This window comes from Rhodospirillaceae bacterium (assembly GCA_016712715.1).
Classification (GTDB): Bacteria; Pseudomonadota; Alphaproteobacteria; order Dongiales; family Dongiaceae; genus Dongia.
This window is the reverse complement of record JADJQM010000002.1, coordinates 542,848-558,753: the sequence shown is the minus strand read 5'-3', so window position 1 is coordinate 558,753 and position 15,906 is coordinate 542,848. Positions and strand designations below refer to the sequence as shown.

General features: G+C 64.4%; 13 protein-coding genes and 1 pseudogene. 5 read left to right on the top strand and 9 right to left on the bottom strand.

What is annotated here, in order from left to right:
* Positions 1–54 precede the first annotated feature (54 nt).
* Positions 55–453: a hypothetical protein gene (locus tag IPK59_13370; protein ID MBK8159705.1), complete on the bottom strand. Its 399-nt coding sequence runs from the start codon at positions 451–453 to the stop codon at positions 55–57.
* A 212-nt stretch (positions 454–665) separates the two neighbouring features.
* Between IPK59_13370 and IPK59_13365 the strand changes: the two genes are divergently transcribed.
* Positions 666–1,121, top strand: coding sequence for a hypothetical protein (locus tag IPK59_13365; protein ID MBK8159704.1), 456 nt, complete (start codon positions 666–668; stop codon positions 1,119–1,121).
* Between the two features lie 75 nt (positions 1,122–1,196).
* Here IPK59_13365 and IPK59_13360 read toward each other — a convergent pair whose 3' ends face one another.
* The 5 genes from IPK59_13360 to IPK59_13340 all read right to left on the bottom strand — a co-directional run bounded on the left by IPK59_13360 (position 1,197) and on the right by IPK59_13340 (position 5,443).
* Positions 1,197–1,997 (bottom strand): endonuclease/exonuclease/phosphatase family protein, encoded by an 801-nt coding sequence (locus tag IPK59_13360; protein MBK8159703.1) that lies wholly within the window; start codon positions 1,995–1,997, stop codon positions 1,197–1,199.
* 546 nt (positions 1,998–2,543) lie between these two features.
* Positions 2,544–3,368: a gamma-glutamyl-gamma-aminobutyrate hydrolase family protein gene (locus tag IPK59_13355; protein MBK8159702.1), complete on the bottom strand. Its 825-nt coding sequence runs from the start codon at positions 3,366–3,368 to the stop codon at positions 2,544–2,546.
* Positions 3,369–3,641: 273 nt separating this feature from the next.
* Positions 3,642–4,010, bottom strand: coding sequence for a VOC family protein (locus IPK59_13350; protein MBK8159701.1), 369 nt, complete (start codon positions 4,008–4,010; stop codon positions 3,642–3,644).
* A 93-nt stretch (positions 4,011–4,103) separates the two neighbouring features.
* Positions 4,104–4,409, bottom strand: coding sequence for a 50S ribosomal protein L28 (gene rpmB, locus IPK59_13345; GenBank protein MBK8159700.1), 306 nt, complete (start codon positions 4,407–4,409; stop codon positions 4,104–4,106).
* A 104-nt stretch (positions 4,410–4,513) separates the two neighbouring features.
* Complete coding sequence (locus IPK59_13340; GenBank protein ID MBK8159699.1) at positions 4,514–5,443, bottom strand: DMT family transporter; 930 nt, start codon at positions 5,441–5,443, stop codon at positions 4,514–4,516.
* A gap of 41 nt (positions 5,444–5,484) precedes the next feature.
* Here IPK59_13340 and IPK59_13335 point away from each other — a divergent pair, with 41 nt between their 5' ends.
* Positions 5,485–6,444, top strand: a complete 960-nt coding sequence (locus IPK59_13335) for a LysR family transcriptional regulator (GenBank protein ID MBK8159698.1) — start codon at positions 5,485–5,487, stop codon at positions 6,442–6,444.
* Between the two features lie 11 nt (positions 6,445–6,455).
* Here the strand turns inward: IPK59_13335 and IPK59_13330 are convergent, their stop codons facing one another.
* The 3 genes from IPK59_13330 to IPK59_13320 all read right to left on the bottom strand — a co-directional run bounded on the left by IPK59_13330 (position 6,456) and on the right by IPK59_13320 (position 11,502).
* Positions 6,456–8,480: a HAMP domain-containing protein gene (locus tag IPK59_13330; protein ID MBK8159697.1), complete on the bottom strand. Its 2,025-nt coding sequence runs from the start codon at positions 8,478–8,480 to the stop codon at positions 6,456–6,458.
* 203 nt (positions 8,481–8,683) lie between these two features.
* Complete coding sequence (gene meaB, locus IPK59_13325; protein MBK8159696.1) at positions 8,684–9,676, bottom strand: methylmalonyl Co-A mutase-associated GTPase MeaB; 993 nt, start codon at positions 9,674–9,676, stop codon at positions 8,684–8,686.
* Positions 9,673–11,502: an ABC transporter ATP-binding protein/permease gene (locus IPK59_13320; GenBank protein MBK8159695.1), complete on the bottom strand. Its 1,830-nt coding sequence runs from the start codon at positions 11,500–11,502 to the stop codon at positions 9,673–9,675. The genes meaB and IPK59_13320 overlap by 4 nt, the downstream gene beginning before the upstream one ends.
* Positions 11,503–11,719: 217 nt before the next feature.
* Here IPK59_13320 and IPK59_13315 point away from each other — a divergent pair, with 217 nt between their 5' ends.
* The 3 genes and pseudogenes from IPK59_13315 (at position 11,720) to purH (ending at position 15,810) form a co-directional block, all read left to right on the top strand.
* The gene (locus tag IPK59_13315) at positions 11,720–12,394 is read left to right on the top strand and encodes a ribulose-phosphate 3-epimerase (GenBank protein MBK8159694.1); all 675 of its coding nucleotides are present in this window, start codon (positions 11,720–11,722) and stop codon (positions 12,392–12,394) included.
* Positions 12,395–12,410: 16 nt separating this feature from the next.
* Positions 12,411–14,141, top strand: a complete 1,731-nt coding sequence (locus IPK59_13310) for a heparinase II/III family protein (GenBank protein ID MBK8159693.1) — start codon at positions 12,411–12,413, stop codon at positions 14,139–14,141.
* 77 nt (positions 14,142–14,218) lie between these two features.
* Positions 14,219–15,810: pseudogene (gene purH, locus IPK59_13305) on the top strand (bifunctional phosphoribosylaminoimidazolecarboxamide formyltransferase/IMP cyclohydrolase).
* The last annotated feature ends 96 nt before the right edge of the window (positions 15,811–15,906 follow it).

The window sequence follows — 15,906 nt, the reverse complement described above, 5'->3', positions numbered from 1 at the left end:
TTACCTCTTGCCCCTCATTGAGACTGGCGGCCGGCTCTGAAACCTTCGCCCGTATTATGGGCTACAGGGTGGTTGCGCCGCATCCGGAAAATGGGCAGATGCCGTCCCGCTTTGCGGCACCCCTCGCGGTGGTGCCGCAGGACATCTTCTGGCTCGCCTTGTTCGGTCCGATCCGGCATCGGCATCGTGCGCTATGCCAGGGGCGCCCAGATTCTGGCCTCGAGCGAGGCCGCCTTGTTGGGCGCACTTGAAACACCGCTCGGCCCACTTTGGGTCTGGCTGCTGTTCAACGAGAGTCCCGATGCCGCGACGTTGCTCGGCGGTGGCCTGATCCTTGTGACGTTGCTGGTCCATCTCTGGCGTGATCAGGCCTGGCGTGATCAGGCCTGGCGTGACCAGGCCTGGCGTGACCAGGTCTGGCGTGATCAGGGGGGCGCTGCGAGCCAGCACCATCACCCCAGCTATAATGCAACCGTGCAATTAAACCGATGTGTGGCGCGAACAAGTTGTGCTCCCCTGACGTAACTCAGACAGTGACTGTCACTTGTCGGAATTCAGTTAGTCATTGGCGAAAAAGAGTCACAGGCTTCGCTTCAGTTCTTCGCAACCCCATACCATTCTGTGACGGCGGGAGTGGATTACCTGCAGGCAGATGGGGATCAGTCATGGACGTGCAATTCAGGCAGACCACCAGGAGTTCCGACACGAAAAGTGTCATCGCCAGCATGTCCGGCAACAAACGGCCCGCGTTAGGCCGGGTGTCGAAGCCGGCCGTGGAACGCGATGTCGCCGATGCGATGATGACCTTGCGCGCGCTGGCGCAAGCCTATGAGCAGGTGGCCGACAGCCTGCTCGACCAGATTCATGACCATGCCGACAATCTGAAAACAGCGCAGGCTCTCAGCCGTCATCTGGACTGGGTCGGCGCACGCGCGCAGCTGGTCGACAGTTTCATCAAGGCCGGCGATTGCGCGCTCAGCTACATCTGTACCTCGCAGGACGCCCATGACCGCTTGATGCCGCTGGTGCAGCTCACGGCGCACAACGCGACCATGCCGGGCCGGCTGCCGGTCGCCTTGTTCCTGATGGAAAAGATCGACGAGGAATTGCGGCTGGTCTGACGCCGCCAGCAACGATGGGACCTTACTTGCCGGGATGGCATTGGTCGTTCGCAACGACCAGGCCATCCCTTTTTTTCAGTCGATGTCGACGATGACGGCGACATGGTCGCTGGGCTGTGTCCAGCCGCGCATGTCCTTGAGGATCGTCGCATGGCGCACCCGCTTGGCGATGGCGGGCGTCACCCAGACATGATCCAGCCGCCGGCCGCGGTCATTGACCGTCCAGTCGGCCGAGCGATAGCTCCACCAGGAAAACAGTTTAGTGGGCGCCGGTGTCACTTGCCGCACCGCATCGATCCATTTCCCGGCCTTTTGCACGGCGTTGTATTTCTCGACCTCGATCGGCGTGTGGCTGACGACGTCGAGCAGCTGCTTGTGCGACCAGACATCTTCTTCCAGCGGCGCGATGTTGAGATCGCCGACCAGGATCGCCTTGCCGCTCTTCGACGCACCGGCTTTGGCACCGGCCAGGAAATGATCGCGCAGCTCATCCAGGAATTGGAGCTTGTGCGCGAACTTCACATTGCTGTCGGGATCTGGAATGTCGCCGCCGGCCGGAATGTAGAAATTATGGAGTTCGACATCGCCGTCGAGCACGACATAGGCGTGGCGTGAATCGTTCTTCATGCACCAGTCCCGCGGGTCCATCACCCGGAACGGAATCTTGGACAGGATCGCGACACCGTTATAGCCCTTCATGCCGTGGAAGCGGACATGCGGATAGCCCAGCGCCTTCACGGCCTCCAAGGGGAACAGCCCATCTTCGACCTTGATCTCCTGCAGGCAGATGACATCGGGGCCTTCCTGCACCGTGAGCCGGCGCAGAAGGTCGATGCGCAGCCGCAGCGAGTTGATGTTCCAGGTGGCGACGCGCATGGGATTTCCGTTTCAAGAAGATGACGATTGCTGCCGATGGGATCGCATGCCGACTCGCGCGTGGTCCAGCCGGTGTTGTGCGCGCGTATAGCTGATCGCGACCAGAGGGAGCAAAGCGGAGCGGCGCCGGAGTCACATCAGCGGCCAGGTTTTCAGGGAATGCAGACGGCAGAAAATATGAACGCCCGGTCAGGGGAGGACCGGGCGTTCGACACTCCGTATTATCGGAGTCCGGTTACGGTGGGGGAGACCGCTTCCGGTGCTGGCGTCAGTCATTGCAACTGCCGCCATTCGCATTGATCTTAGATGATGTTGATACACCCGAATTCAAGGGCTGGGATTCTGAAAGAATGCAATTCTGGTCCTGCATCGCTGCATGCCTCGGAAGTGGTTGGAATCGCCGCGCGAATCCCGCGATCACATGAATATGATCAAGTTTCGGCGCGCGGAAATGTCCGCCTGCTACGCCTGAAACGGCGCATGCGCGCGTCGTTGCCGCGCGGGCATTCTCGGAGATTTCATCGTTCCTAGGACCGAAGGCTGTCTTTACGCCGCTTGTCCGGCCGCCTTGCGCGCGCGTTTGGCGCGACGCTCTGTCGCATAGGCGCGCGCTGCCGCCCCGAAGGCACGGAACAGCTCCATCGAATCCGGATTGTCGATGCAGCGATATTCCGGATGCCATTGCACGCCCATGGCAAAGCGCTTGCCCGGCACACGCACCGCCTCGATGACGCCATCCGGCGCGCGGCCTTCGACGACCAGGCCATTGCCCAGCCGGTCGATCGCCTGCCAGTGGACGGAGTTGATCATCGTCTCATCCGTCTTCAGGATTTCGGCAAAGTGGCTCGCGGGCTCCAGCTGCAACTTGTGCGCCGGCTTGTAGATCTCGTCATAGGGACCGTCGGCCCCGCGGTGATCGAGCTTGCCCGGCAGGTCGTGAATGCGCGTGTGGAGCGTGCCACCCAGTGCCACGTTCAATTCCTGGAACCCGCGGCAGATGGCGAACAGCGGAATGTCGCGCGCGAGTGCGGCCCGGATCAGCGGCAGGGTGACGGCGTCGCGGCCGGGATCCTGCGGGCTGTCATCGCGGTCGGGATCGCCATTGTAATGCTCGACCGCCACATTGCTGGGGCTGCCGGTGAACAGCACCCCATCGACATGATCCAGCAGCGCCTCGACCGGCATGGCAGCCCCAAGGGCTGGATAGGACAGCGGATAGGCTCCGGACCCGTCGATCAGCGCGGTGAGGTATTTCTCGCCCACCGTGTGATAGTTCTGCCCATCGATATACTTCACGCACATCGGCACCGCGATGATGGGCGCGTCGGCGGGCAAGGTCTGCTGCAGGCGGTAGGGGGCCGGTTTGGTCATGGGATCAGGTCCGCTGGCTGTTAAGTCCTTGAGAATCTAGCCACCGCCCGGCCCCGCCACAACCCGCGCTGGGCGCATGTCTGGCCTACGCGAGCAGCGCCAGGTCGGACATGGCCAGCGCTCTCCTCCTGACGGTGTTTCCGACCCAACTTCCTCAAAATCCAGCAAAAAGCCGCTCTGACCAACGCCAAACTGCTTTCAGTCGGTCGCATCCCAGCACGGCCCGTCAGGCAAAGAAGGCCCCGACGCGCATCTCGCTGGGGGCCTTGCTCCTTAGGTGTGGCAAACCACTTCGATATTGTGCCCGTCCGGGCCGATGACGAAGGCTGCATAATAGCTCGCATGGTAGTTCGGGCGCAGGCCGGGCGCGCCGTTGTCTTTGCCGCCCGCCGCCAGGCCTGCGCGATGGAAAGCGTCGACCTGGGCCCGCGTCTCGGCGACGAAGGCGAGGTGCAGATGCGCCGGCTTCTCCGCGGTCTGGAACAGGCACAATGACGTGGACTTGCCCTTCTGGCACAGCTCGACGCCGTAGGCGGGCGTCCCTTCCGAGACGATTTCTAGACCCAGCGGTGCGAGCGCCTGGAGAAAGAACGCCTTGCTGGCGGCATAGTCGCTGACGCCGAATTTCAGGTGATCGAACATGAGCCCTCCTGAGCTGTGCAGACCAGCTCCCCCAAAGCAAAAGGCCCGCGCTTGCGCACGGGCCTTTTGAACGTTCAGCGGAACCGAAGGCGCTTAGGCAGCGGCCTTGCCGGCGGTCTTGGCGCCGGCCTTTTCGATGCGGCGCTTCAGGCGACGGGCGGTGTCCGGCAGGTTCTTGTCGGCCGTGCCGATGAGATAGGCGTCGAGACCGCCATTATGTTCGATCGTGCGGATGGCCGCGGTCGAGAGCTTCAGGCGGATCTGCTGGCCCAGCGTATCCGACAGCAGCTTGGTTTCCTGCAGGTTGGGCAGGAAACGGCGGCGGGTCTTGTTGTTGGCGTGGCTGACATTGTTGCCGCTCAACACGCCCTTGCCAGTGATATCGCAACGCCGGGACATGGCAGAATCCTTCTAATCCAAACACTTAGAGAAAAATAATGGGGCCGGAAGTAAGGGACCTCCGGCCTGCTCGGGGCGGGTTTTACGGGCTAAGCCCCTCCGCGTCAAGGCGATTCCGGCTGGAAAGCCGCAGTCCCGGCCGGTTTCGAGGGCGGCAGGCGCAGCGCCCACCAGACCCCCAATATCACCAGAATTCCGCCCGATATCGCCACCAGACCGGGCCGTTCGTCAAAGAACAGGAATCCGGCCAGAAACGCCAGCGGCAGGCTGAGGAAGCTGCAGGCGGCCTTGATCCGGACCGGGGCAAGCCGCAGCACCGTGATGCCCAGCACCCCATAGAGCGTCCCCAGCACCGCCACCCCGACCATGGCGAGATGCCCGTCCCAGGGGAGGGGGCGCCAGTCATGGACCGCCAAGGGCGTCATGGCGAGCGAGGTCAGCAGGGAGAGCCAGAACATGAGCGCCAGCACCGGTTCGTGCCGGCCGACCGAGCGGGTCGTCACCAGCATGGCGCCCCAGGCGATGGCCCCCAGCAGCGCTACCAGCAGGACCGGATCCAGGCGCCAATCCTCCAGCCCGGTCATCAGCAGGATGCCGAGGCTGGCAAGGCCCAGGCCCAGCGCCACTGCCCGGCTGATGCCTTCGCCAAGGAAGATCGCAGCGAGGCCCAGCGCCACCAGCGGCTCCAGGAAGAACACGGCCACCACGACGGAGAGCGGCAGATGCGAAAGCGAATAATAGAGGCAGAAACTCCCCACCAGATTGAGGAGGACCCGCCACAGATGAATGGGCTGCCAGACCGATCCGGGCCGGACCCGCATCAGGAGGAGGACGGGGATGAGGGTCAGGAGGCCATAGACCCAGCGCAGCAGGGTGACCTGCGCGGCACTGGCCTCGATCGCGGCGGTCTTGGCGAGGAGATCCATGCCGACGCCCGCACTCACCGCCGCCAGCGCCATGATTGTGCTCTGGAAGGGCGAGATGGCAAAGCCTGACGCGAGGCCTGGTGCTGTCCCGGTGGTTGACTCGTTCATCTGCGTTGACCATATGCAATCTGTGTCGACATGATGCCGACATGACCGATTCCACCGACGATCCGCAACGACAAAGAAAAATCCCTAGGCTTAGGAAAACTGAGCCTCGGGCCCTGCCGCCGCTCAACAGCTTGCGCGCCTTTGATGCCGCGGCACGGCATCAGGGCTTTGCCAGCGCCGGCGCCGAACTCAATGTCTCGCCGGGCGCGATCAGCCGTCAGGTGAAGCTGCTGGAGGAGGTGCTGGGGGTCGAGCTCTTCCGGCGGGCGGCCCAGGGGGTTCAGTTGACCGAACCGGGCCAGCGCCTGGCAAGCCTCACTGACAGCGCCTTCGAGATCCTGGCGCAGGCCCTGCCGCAATCGGCGCCGCGCGGTCCGCTCTCCTGCCAGGTCTCGGCCTCCTTCTATCTGCGCTGGCTGCTGCCGCGCTATCAGGCGTTCCGCGCGGCCCTGCCGCAGCTCAAAATCAACCTCGACGTCACCAGCACGGCTGACGCCCTGCAGCAAGGCGCCGACCTCTCGATCCTCTATCACCGCTTGGGTGGCGATGTGCCGGACGCCGTGACGGCGCGCAGCGAGCGCCTGTTCTTCGACGGGTCGATCCTGGTCTGTGCGCCATCATTGCTCGGCCGCCGCAAGCTGCCCTTGCCGCTCTCGGCGCTGGCGAAACTGCCCTTGCTGCTCAACACGCCCGATGGCTGGGACTGGCGGGCATTGGCCGCCGCGTGCGACCTGCGGCCCTTGCCGCTTTCCCGGGCAGCGCGCTTCGATATCGATGACGGCGCAATCCAGGCAGCGCTCGCGGGGCAGGGTATTGCCTTTGCCGAGCGGCGCTTTGTCAGCGATCTGCTGGCGCAGGGGCAATTGGTGCGGCCGTTCGATCTGCCATCGGCCTCGTTCGGCGAATACCGCCTGCATTGGCGGGGCCCGGTGGCGCGGCGGCCGGCCCTGGCACAGCTCCGCCACTGGCTCCGCGACGAGGTCGCAAAGCAGCGTCCCTAGGCCGGATACTCCTAGGCCACGCGTCTTTGCCCCGTGGCCTGCTTGCCTTGCCCCGCGGTGCTGATCAACTGCCCCAGGAACTGCTCCACCACCGATTTCAGCGATCCCGCCTGGCCGTTCACGGACCCGGCCACTTCCAGGACCCGGTCCGACCGTTCGCCGGTCGTGTTGGCGGCGGTTTTCACTTCGCCGATCACACTGGCCACTTCCTGGGTCTTGGCGGTCGCCTCGGTGACGTTGCGGACGATTTCCTGGGTGGCGGCGGATTGCTGGGTGACGGCGGCGAAGATGGCGCCGGTCGATTCGTTCATGCCGTTGATGACCGAGGTGATTTCGGAAATGGCGGCGGCCGCCTCCTGCGCCGTGCGCTGCACCCCGGCGATCTGGGCCTCGATCTCGGCGGTGGCGTCGGTGGTCTGCTTGGCAAGGCTCTTGACCTCGGTCGCCACCACGTTGAAGCCGCGCCCGGCCTCGCCGGCCCGCGCCGCCTCGATCGTGGCGTTGAGGGCGAGGAGGTTGGTCTTGCCGGCGATATCGCGGATGAGGCCCAGCACGCCCGCGACGTTGCCGGCCACTTCAGTGAGGCCATTGACGATGCGCCCGATGTCGCTGGCGCGCGCGACGGCTGTCTCGGCCGTTTGCGTCGCCGTCTCGGCTTGCCGGCCGATCTCGGAGATCGAGGCCGACATCTCGGTGATGGCGCTGGCGATGGACTGGGCATTGCCGGCGGCGATCGAGGCCAGGCGCGAGACGCTCTCCGAATGGCGGCCCGATGTCTGGGCGGCCGACCGCATGACCTCGGATTGCTGTTCCAGATCGCCCGCACTGCCGATCATCGATCCCACGGCGCCGACGAAGGCCTGATCGAACTCCTTGCACAGCGCCTGAATGTCACGCAATTGCGTCTCGCGGCGCTGGGCTTCGGCTTGTGCGGCGGCTTCCAGCTCCAGGCGGCGCGCGATGCCCTGGCGGAACGTCTCCACCGTCCGCGCCATGCGGCCGAGCTCGTCACCCCGCGCCGTCAAGCCCACGGTCAGATCCGTGCGGTCCTCGGCCAGTTGCTCCATGAGGCCGGCCAGATCGTTGACCGGCCGCGTCACCGAGCGGCGGATGAAATAGATCGTGCCCACAATGGCCAGCACGAACAGCACGAAGGTGATGCTGAAGGTCAGAAAGCGATCCGCCCAGAAGCTGTTGACGCGGGCGGCCAGCAATTCGTCGAGGGCGGCGTCATTGGCATCGCCGAAAGCCTCGACGGCGTCGCGCCCCGATGTCTCAGCCGCCGCGATGGCCGCGATGTCGAGCTTCTCCGTGCCACCGGCCAGCTCGCTGTTGATATAGGAGGCGGTGAAGGCGGCGAGCGCGTTGTTCATCGCCTCATAGCTCTTCCCCAGGCGGTCCGGGAGAATATCGGCCAAGCCGAAGCCGTTATCCTTGCTGCCCTTATAGGCGGAATCCATCGAGCCGGCGGCGCCGGCGACCACGGTGTTGAAACCGCCGTCGAGCTTCAGGAACTCGGCGACATCGGTGATTGTGTAGCTGCCGCCACCGGTGGCCTGCTGATGATCGCGGGCATAATTCGCGACCTCGGTGACGCGGTCCATGAGGTCCGGCACTTTGAGCAGCACCAGATCCATCACATAATAGCTGTCGAGGTCGGGATCGAGGATGAGATTGGACTTGTCGCCGACCTGCACGATGAGCGCGCGGATCGCAGCGGCGGCCTCAGGGACCGTCCCGGATTGCAGCGTCGCCTCCGCCGCCTGGGCCAGTTCGGTCGAGAACATCTCATCGCCGAAATTCGCCTCGGCTGTGGCGATGGCGCTGGCGATGCCGGCCTTGTCGGCGCCGGCGAGCAGATCGCCATGGGCCTGGCGCAGAATGCCCAGATAGCTGTTGCCCTGCGCTTCCTTGTCGCCGAAATCGATCGCGACCTGCTGCGACTTGTAGAGCTTGTAAATCGTGAATCCGACCGGCGCAGCGAACAGCGAAATAGCGAGCGCCAGCTTGGCGGCAATTCCGAACGACTTCCTCATCTCATCCCTCGATCAACTAGCTATGCCAGCGCTGTCAAATGGGCGCCGACCGGTCATGGGAGCGTCTGCTGGGGCGCCCCGATCACGGCGCGACCCAATCAAACACTTGTGCGATTTCGGGGGAATTTATTCTGTGGATTATAATAAATAGTTAATCTGATCCTATTTCAGGCGTTTCGCCGGGAATAAAGGACCAAAATAGGTCAGATGTGCAGGAACTCCGTCAGAAGTACCCGTGCGGCGCTCGCCGGTGCCATCTTGCCCGCGGCGACCTTGGCCTCCAGCTGCTCAAGATGCGCGGCGACCGCCGGGTCGGCTTTCAGGGCATCCATCAGGCTGTCGGAAAGTTCATGCCACAGCCAGGCCTTGGCCTGGTCACGACGGCGGGATTTGAGCTCACCCGACTTGGTGAGGGCCGCCGCAAAGGCCCCTGTGCGCGTCCAGATTTCACTGATGCCGGTCTTTTTGAGGGCGGAACAGCGCAGCACCTCTGGGCGCCAGGCCTTGTGGCGGGGCTGCATCAATCCCATGGCATTGGCGACATCGGCGGCACTGCGCTCGGCCGCCGTTTTGAGATCGCCATCGGCCTTGTTGACCACGATGAGGTCGGCGAGTTCCATGATGCCGCGCTTGATGCCCTGGAGATCGTCGCCGCCACCGGGCAGCAGCAGCAGCAGAAAGAGATCGACCATCTCGGCCACCGCCGTCTCCGACTGGCCGACACCGACCGTCTCGACGAAGATGAGGTCGAAGCCGGCCGCCTCGCAGACCAGCAAGGCTTCCCGCGTCCGCCTGGCGACCCCGCCCAAGGTGAGGCCGGCGGGCGAGGGGCGGATGAAGGCTTCCGGCGCCCGGGACAATTCCTCCATGCGGGTCTTGTCGCCGAGGATGGAGCCGCCGGAGAGCCGCGAGGATGGATCGACCGCCAGCACGGCGAGGCGCTTCCCCTGTTCAATCGCATATTGCCCGAAGGCTTCGATGAAGGTCGATTTGCCGACACCGGGCGGGCCGGAAATGCCGATGCGCAGGCTCTTGCCGCTCTTGGGCAGCAAACGTTCCAGCAGGGCTTCCGCCTGGCGGCGATGGTCGGGCCTGGTTGATTCAATCAGCGTGATGGCGCGGGCGAGTGCCCGCCGGTCGCCGGCCATGACCTTGGCGGCGTGATCGGCTGTCGCTGTCTCCTTCGCCGTGCTCATGCGGGAACCTTACCGCCCTCGCTTTCGCCCAGCAATTCCCCCGCCATGACTTCACGCTGCGCGGCTTCCTGTTGCCTGCGCCACATGGCGGCATACTGCCCGGCGGCTGCCAGCAGATCGTCATGGCGGCCGCGTTCGACGATGCGTCCGTCCTCCAGCACGATGATCTCGTCGGCATCGATGATGGTGGACAGGCGATGGGCGATCACCAGCGTGGTGTGGTTGCGCGCCACTTCGGAAAGATTGTCCTGGATCTCGCGTTCGGTATGGGAATCCAGGGCTGAGGTCGCCTCGTCGAACAGCAGGATCGGCGGGTCCTTGAGGATCGTGCGGGCGATCGCGACGCGCTGCTTCTCGCCGCCTGAGAGTTTGAGGCCGCGTTCGCCCACCTTGGTGTCGTATCCGTCCGGCAGGCCTTTCACGAAATCGTGGATATGCGCGAGATCGGCTGCCTGCTCGATCTGTTGCTGCGATGAGCCGGGCTTGCCATAGGCGATGTTGTAGGCGACCGTGTCGTTGAACAGCACGGTATCCTGCGGCACGATGCCGATGGCGGCGCGCAAGGATGTCTGCGTCACGTCGCGGATGTCCTGCTCGTCGATGAGGATGCGGCCGGCGCCGACATCGTAGAAACGGAACAGCAGGCGCGACAACGTCGATTTGCCGGCGCCCGATGGACCGACGATGGCCAGCTTGTGCCCGGTCGGCACCGTGAAGCTGACGCCTTTCAAGATCGGCCGGCGCGGGTCATAGCCGAAATCGACATTGTCGAAGCGGATCTCGCCGGCGGTGACTTTCAAGGGTTGCGCGCCCGGCTTGTCGGCGATTTCGATATCGACGCGCAGCAGGGCGAACATCGCTTCCATGTCGATGAGCGACTGGCGGATTTCGCGGTAGACGAAGCCGAGGAAATTCAAGGGCAGGTAGAGCTGGATGAGATAGGCGTTGACCAGCACGAAATCGCCCACGGTCATCTTTCCGACCGCCGCGCCATGCGCCGCCATGCCCATCATCAGGACAAGACCGGTCGCGATGATGAAGGCCTGGCCGACATTGAGGAGCGCCAGCGAGGTGCGGCTTTTCACCGCCGCCACTTCATAGGCCTGCAGCGCCACGTCATAGCGCCGCGCCTCATGTTCTTCATTGCTGAAATACTTGACCGTCTCGTAGTTCAGCAAGCTGTCCACCGCCTTGGTGTTGGCGGATTGGTCGCTTTCGTTCATGTCACGGCGGAACTTGATGCGCCATTCGGTGATCGACAGCGAATACCAGATATAGACGACGATGGTGGCGAAGGTGACCGCGGCATAGGTCCAGTCATAGAGCGTCCACAGGATGACGCAGACCATGCCGATCTCGATGAGCGTCGGCAGCACGTTGAACAGGATGAAGAACAGCAGGAACTCGATGCCCTTGGCGCCGCGCTCGATGGCGCGGTTGAGGCCGCCGGTCTGGCGTTCCAGATGAAACTTCAGTGACAGGGCATGGAGATGCCGGAAGGTGTTGAGCGCCACGGCGCGGATCGAGCGCTGCGCCACCTTGGCGAAGATGCCGTCGCGGAATTCGGCGAAAGCCTGGCTGATGACGCGCGCGAGCCCATAGGCCAGCAGCAGCCCGATCGACACGCCGGCCACCGTCGCGGCCGTGGCACCGGCGGTGCCGATCTGCGGCCCCAGGGCATCGACCATGTGCTTGAACAGGATCGGCACATAGACATTGGCCACCTTGGCGATGACCAGGCACAGGACCGACAGGATGACGCGGCCGCGCAGATCCCACTGCCCCTTGGGCCACAGATGCGGCAGCAGGGTCCGGAGCGCCTGCATCTGGGTATGGGGGGTGGAATCGCCCGACGGGGCGGGGCTGGACCTGTGATGTGGGCTGGCCATCGGTACTGGCTTCCTTGGAATTCTGGCGCCCAGCAATATCGGATCGGGCAAAGGAGGGCAAATGCCCCATGTCGGGTGATTTCAGGCGCAGGAACCTCGCCCGATCCGGCGCCCATCCTTGATTGCGGCGCGGGGCGGATGGTAGGTAGGCAGCATGCAGCAGAAAACCAAGATAGCCCCCTCCATTCTCTCGGCCGATTTCGCAAAACTGGGCGCGGAAATCGCCGCCATCGCGGCGGCGGGCGCCGATTATGTCCATGTCGACGTCATGGACGGCCATTTCGTGCCCAATATCACCATCGGACCCGCGGTCATGAAGGCCCTGAAGCCCCATGCCGCCATTCCCTTCGACGTTCATCTGATGATCGCCCCGGTCGATCCCTTCGTGGCCGAGTTCGCCGCGGCCGGTGCCGATATCATCACCTTCCACCCGGAAGCGGGGCCCCATCCCCATCGCACCGTGCAGTTGATCAAGAGTCTCGGGGTCAAGGCCGGGGTGTCGCTCAATCCGGCTACCTCCTTGGACGTGCTCGATTATCTGCTGCCGGACCTCGATCTGGTCCTGGTCATGAGCGTCAATCCGGGCTTCGGCGGCCAGGCTTTCATCCCCTCGGCGCTCAGCAAGATCGCCGAGATCCGCCGCCGCATCGACAAGGTCAGCGCCACCCAAGGCGGGCGCGTGATCGATCTCGAGGTCGATGGCGGCATCAATGTCGAAACGGCCAAGGCCTGTGTCGCGGCCGGTGCCGATGTACTGGTAGCCGGCACGGCGACCTTCAAGGGCGGGCCCGCCGCCTATGCCGGCAATATTGCCGGACTCCGGGCGTAACGGGCCTGGAGAAGACATGGCGGAAGGCAGCGGCACGGACGGCAAAAAGGGCGGCCAACGACGCGGCAACCAGCGCCCGAAGCTGGTGGCCCCGCGTCTGCAGACCCTGTTCTCCCTGCCGGGCCATGTGATCTGGCAGCGGTTACGTCGCCGGCTCGCCCAACCCATCTCTGGCAGCGCGCTCTATCATGTGACGCTCGGCAAGCGGTCGGCCGGCGAAGTGCAGCTGCCGTCGCCGGAACCCTGGCCGGGCGATCCGCAAGCCGGGCTCCTGCTGCTCAACGACGAATTCCGCTTCGCCGGCGAAGTCGTGCGTGGCCCGAAGCCGCTTGGCAATCCCATCGGCATGAGCGATGGCTGGCGCGAGGTCGTGAACAGCTTCGCCTGGCTCAACGATCTGCGTTCCGTCGGCGGCCCGTCGGCGCGCAATCTTGCCCGCCAGCTCACCATGCGCTGGATCGACGAGAATGAGCGTTACGACTCCTTTGCCTGGCGCGCCGATATCCTCGCGGCACGCCTGCGCAACATCCTGCTCAATCATAGCTATCTCGAGGTCAACAGCGACGCGCTCTTTCGCTCGCAACTGCTGCTCTCGCTCTCGCGCCAGGCGGAACATCTCGCCCGCGCCCTGCCGGACGGACTGGCGGGTGGCGCCCTTGTGAAGGCGATCATCAGCCTGATGCTGGCCGGCCTCATGCTGCCGCGCGGCGAGAAATGGCTGGCGAAGGGCCAGGCGATGCTCGGCCCGACGCTGGCGGCACAGATCCTGGCCGATGGCGGCCATGTCGAGCGCTCGCCCCAGGTGATGCTGGAATTGCTGCAGCATCTCATCGACCTCCGTGACGTCTATGGCGCTGCCGGCACCAAGCTGCCGGACGGGCTCTCCATGGCGATCAACAATCTGGGCTCCGTCCTCCTCATGCTGAGCCATGGCGATGCCATCCTCGCGGGCTTCAACGACACGCCGGAACTTGACCCGGTCCATGTGCTGCGCGTGATCGAGCGCGCCGGCGACAAATTGCGCCCGCTCAATCAATTGCCGCTCACCGGCTTCCAGCGGCTGGAGCGGGCTAAGACGGTGGTGATCATGGATTGCGGCGCCCCGCCGCGTCACGGCCTCGACGATCACGCCCATGCCGGCACACTCTCCTTCGAACTGGCCCATGACGACGAGCGCATGATCGTCAATTGCGGCGCCCATCCCTGGAGCAAGGAATGGGGCCAGGTGCAGCGCACGACGGCGGCGCATTCGACGCTCATCGTCGACAACACCAATTCGGCGATGCTGCTGCCCCATGGCGGGCTTGCGCTCCGCCCGACCGTGGTGACCTGCCGGCGCGAGGAAACCGACGGGCAGATCTGGCTCGATACCTCCCATGACGGCTATGAGGAAGGTTTCGGCCTCATCCACCGGCGCAAGCTCTACCTCTCCGCCGACGGTCATGATTTCATGGGCGAGGAGCATCTGGTGGGGCCGGGCGGCAATGCCTATGCCCTGCGCTTTCACCTGCACCCCCAGGTCAATGTCAGCGTGACGCAGAACGGCCAGGCGGCCTTCATCAAGATGCCCAAGGGGTCCGGCTGGCGCCTGCGCGTCGACGGGGCCGATCTCGCCTTGGCGGAAAGTGTGCATATCGGCCTTGGCGGCCAGGTGCGCCGCAGCCAGCAGATCGTCGTCATCGGCACGATCGACACTGACCAGACCCAGATCCGCTGGCTGCTGCAGCGCGAGGGCGGCAAGAAGTAGGGGACGATTTCCCCCTTGCCACCCCCGGATCGGGGCTTTAAGCCCTGCGGCATCTCCAAGCCAGCCGGGAAGCCATGATGACCACCACGATCTATCCGATCCGCCGCGCCCTCATCTCCGTCTCGGACAAAGCGGGGCTGGAGGATCTGGGCCGGTTCCTGAGCGGCCAGGGGGTCGAGATCCTCTCCACCGGCGGCTCCGCCAAGGCGCTCTCGGCGGCGGGCATTCCGGTCAAGGAAGTGGCCGCCCATACCGGCTTCCCGGAAATCATGGATGGGCGGGTGAAGACGCTCCACCCCAAGATCCATGGCGGATTGCTGGCGCGGCGTGATTCCGACGAACATCGCCATGCCCAGCAGGTCCATGACATTCCCGATATCGACCTGCTGGTCGTGAATCTCTACCCCTTCGCCAAGACGGTGGCCGGCGGCGGCGATTGGGACGATTGCATCGAGAATATCGATGTGGGCGGCCCGGCCATGCTGCGGGGTGCCGCGAAGAACCATGACTTCGTGACGGTCGTGACCGACCCCGACGATTACGGGATGCTGATCAGTGAGATGGAGGCCCATGCCGGCGGCACCAGCCTTGCCTTCCGCCGCCAGCTCGCGCGCAAGACCTATGCCCATACCGCGTCCTATGACGGCGCCATCGCCGCCTGGATGAGCGATCAGGCGGCGGACCCGCTGCCGGAATCACTCAACATCTCCGGCGCGCGGCTGCAGACCTTGCGCTATGGCGAGAACCCGCACCAGCAGGCCGCTTCTATCGCAGCGGCCCGGCACGCCCCAGTGTCGCCACCGCCCTGCAACTGCAGGGCAAGGAGCTTTCCTACAACAACCTAAACGACACCGATGCGGCCTTCGAACTGGTTGCCGAATTCGAGGCGCCCGCCATCGCCATCATCAAGCACGCCAATCCCTGCGGTGTTGCCGTGACAGAGGATGCGACCAAGTTGCGCGAAGCTTATGCGCGGGCGCTCGCCTGCGATCCGGTCTCGGCCTTCGGCGGCATCATCGCGGTCAATCGTCCGCTCGATGCGGCGACGGCCACCGAGATCGTGAAGCTGTTCGCGGAGGTCGTGATTGCGCCGACAATCTCGGTCGAGGCGCGGGCGGTGCTCGCGGCCAAGCCCAATGTGCGCGTGCTGGAAACGGGTGCGATGCCGGATCCGACCGCGCGCGGCATGATGATCAAGTCGCTCTCCGGCGGCTTCCTGGCGCAGGACCGCGATTCAGCGCATATCACCGCGGCCGATCTCAAGGTCGTCACCAAGCGCGCGCCGAGTGAAGCCGAGATCGCCGATCTGCTGTTTGCGTTCCGGGTAGCGAAGCATGTGAAGTCGAACGCCATCGTCTATGCCAGGAATGGTGCGACGGTGGGCATCGGCGCCGGGCAGATGAGCCGCGTCGATTCATCACGCATCGCGGCGTGGAAGGCGGATGAGGCGGCGAAGGCTGCGGGTGCTGCGGAGAGTTTCGCGAAGGGCTCGGTGGTGGCGTCGGACGCGTTCTTCCCCTTTGCGGATGGCTTGCTGGCGGCGGCCTCAGCCGGCGCCACGGCCGTGATCCAGCCCGGCGGTTCGATGCGCGATGCGGATATCATCAAGGCGGCGGATGAGGCGGGCCTTGCCATGGTGCTGACGGGTGTCAGGCATTTCCGGCATTAAGATAATCAGATATCGCCGAGCTTGATGAAAACCCTCGCCCCTTGCGGGAGAGGGTGGCGAGCGAATGCGAGCGGGTGAGGGGTCTCTCAGCGAGTC

Coding starts and splice junctions, on each gene's coding strand:
- IPK59_13310 (MBK8159693.1), top strand. CDS start 12,411: ATGGCGGAAGGCAGCGGCACGGACGGCAAAAAGGGCGGCCAACGACGC.
- IPK59_13355 (MBK8159702.1), bottom strand. CDS start 3,368: ATGACCAAACCGGCCCCCTACCGCCTGCAGCAGACCTTGCCCGCCGAC.
- meaB (MBK8159696.1), bottom strand. CDS start 9,676: ATGAGCACGGCGAAGGAGACAGCGACAGCCGATCACGCCGCCAAGGTC.
- IPK59_13315 (MBK8159694.1), top strand. CDS start 11,720: ATGCAGCAGAAAACCAAGATAGCCCCCTCCATTCTCTCGGCCGATTTC.
- IPK59_13320 (MBK8159695.1), bottom strand. CDS start 11,502: ATGCAGGCGCTCCGGACCCTGCTGCCGCATCTGTGGCCCAAGGGGCAG.
- rpmB (MBK8159700.1), bottom strand. CDS start 4,409: ATGTCCCGGCGTTGCGATATCACTGGCAAGGGCGTGTTGAGCGGCAAC.
- IPK59_13350 (MBK8159701.1), bottom strand. CDS start 4,010: ATGTTCGATCACCTGAAATTCGGCGTCAGCGACTATGCCGCCAGCAAG.
- IPK59_13330 (MBK8159697.1), bottom strand. CDS start 8,480: ATGAGGAAGTCGTTCGGAATTGCCGCCAAGCTGGCGCTCGCTATTTCG.
- IPK59_13335 (MBK8159698.1), top strand. CDS start 5,485: ATGACCGATTCCACCGACGATCCGCAACGACAAAGAAAAATCCCTAGG.
- IPK59_13365 (MBK8159704.1), top strand. CDS start 666: ATGGACGTGCAATTCAGGCAGACCACCAGGAGTTCCGACACGAAAAGT.
- IPK59_13360 (MBK8159703.1), bottom strand. CDS start 1,997: ATGCGCGTCGCCACCTGGAACATCAACTCGCTGCGGCTGCGCATCGAC.
- IPK59_13340 (MBK8159699.1), bottom strand. CDS start 5,443: ATGAACGAGTCAACCACCGGGACAGCACCAGGCCTCGCGTCAGGCTTT.
- IPK59_13370 (MBK8159705.1), bottom strand. CDS start 453: ATGGTGCTGGCTCGCAGCGCCCCCCTGATCACGCCAGACCTGGTCACG.